The sequence below is a fragment of the Mycobacterium kyorinense genome (genome assembly GCF_002101735.1).
Taxonomy (GTDB): Bacteria; Actinomycetota; Actinomycetes; order Mycobacteriales; family Mycobacteriaceae; genus Mycobacterium; species Mycobacterium kyorinense.
In genome coordinates, this window is the sequence record NZ_LQPE01000082.1 from 1 (window position 1) to 1,186 (window position 1,186).

Annotated in this window: 2 protein-coding genes; both read left to right on the forward strand. The window is 61.7% G+C overall.

What is annotated here, in order from left to right:
- The first annotated feature begins 250 nt into the window (after positions 1-250).
- Complete coding sequence (locus AWC14_RS10170) at positions 251-658, forward strand: hypothetical protein (protein ID WP_045377904.1); 408 nt, start codon at positions 251-253, stop codon at positions 656-658.
- A gap of 314 nt (positions 659-972) precedes the next feature.
- Entirely contained in the window at positions 973-1,161 is a 189-nt protein-coding gene (locus AWC14_RS28140) for a hypothetical protein (RefSeq protein ID WP_142281656.1), read from the forward strand.
- Positions 1,162-1,186 lie beyond the last annotated feature (25 nt).

Sequence of the window (1,186 nt, forward strand, 5' to 3'; positions counted from 1 at the left end):
GGAGCCAACGACATGCCCGCACTCACCGCCTAACCCACCGGATCACGCAGCACTACACCACTTCCCGGGACTTGACCTCGAGCCCGACTTGGCCCCCGCCTCGTAACAGGGAGGAAGAGGGGTCTTCTGATGGCCCGCTTCAGGGTCCATCGAGAGTGGGCCGACGGAGCCGCCAAAGCGCAACGAGACCTCGAGACCTAGTCGCGAGTGACTAAGCACGATGTCGGTCCGTGAGAGGAAGATCGAGCCCATGAGCCGGAGCGTTACAGAGATCCCATCCGGCTGGCCCAACGCATGCGAAGCTGCCGGTGGTATCGATCGTGATCTCGAGCGTGCTGTTGATTGCATCGGTGCCGGGCGGCTGTTGTTCAGCATTGCCGATGCGCTCGCCAAGGAAATGAAGCACCCGGCATTTGCCGCTCGTGCCTACCGAGTTCTGCTGGCCCGGATGGCGGGCCAGACGTTGGATCAGATCGCCAGACGTGAAGGTGTCTCCCGTGAACGCATCCGGCAAGTGGTTTTCCACATTCGTCGGATCGTTGTCGCAAGACCGGATCTCTTTGAGGGGTTTAACGGTTTAGAGCACGCCGTCCGTTACGAAACCCTCAGCATCGCTGACCAGTGCCGTAACCGGCGTTGGCGCAAGGGATTTCAGTGAGTACCAGGTACACAAACGGTAGGAGCGGAGAGAGAGATATCGGAGTGGCACCGTATACCCACATCTGTGCACGCTGCAGGCACCCGATAACCGCACACCGAATCGACCCCCGCCGCCCAGACGGTCCTGGGTCGTCCCTACTGCTGTTACTACGAACGCTGCGCGTGCCGGATCATGCAGACCGACCCCGTACACCCGATCCACAACAAGGCAGACTTCGAGCGACGGTTCCCTTGGTGGCCGCGACAGCTGCGGCCGATTCCGACCCGAGTCCGCTAACCGTAACGGAAGACTCAACCACATTCTGTCCGTTGGTGTTTGGTGGGCCTGGCGATGTGGCGGTGGTGGTGTCGCGGGTGGGGCAGGCGGCGTGGTTGCGGGCGGTGTTGGCTGATGTGGCGGGGGTGTTGGTGGGTACGGCTAATGGTTTGCAGGGGGTGGAGCGTCCGGTGGTGTTGACCGTCTCTCCGGGTGACGACCACGGCGGTCTTGTTCGTCATTGAGTTTGCCGATGTGGTTGTCGGCACG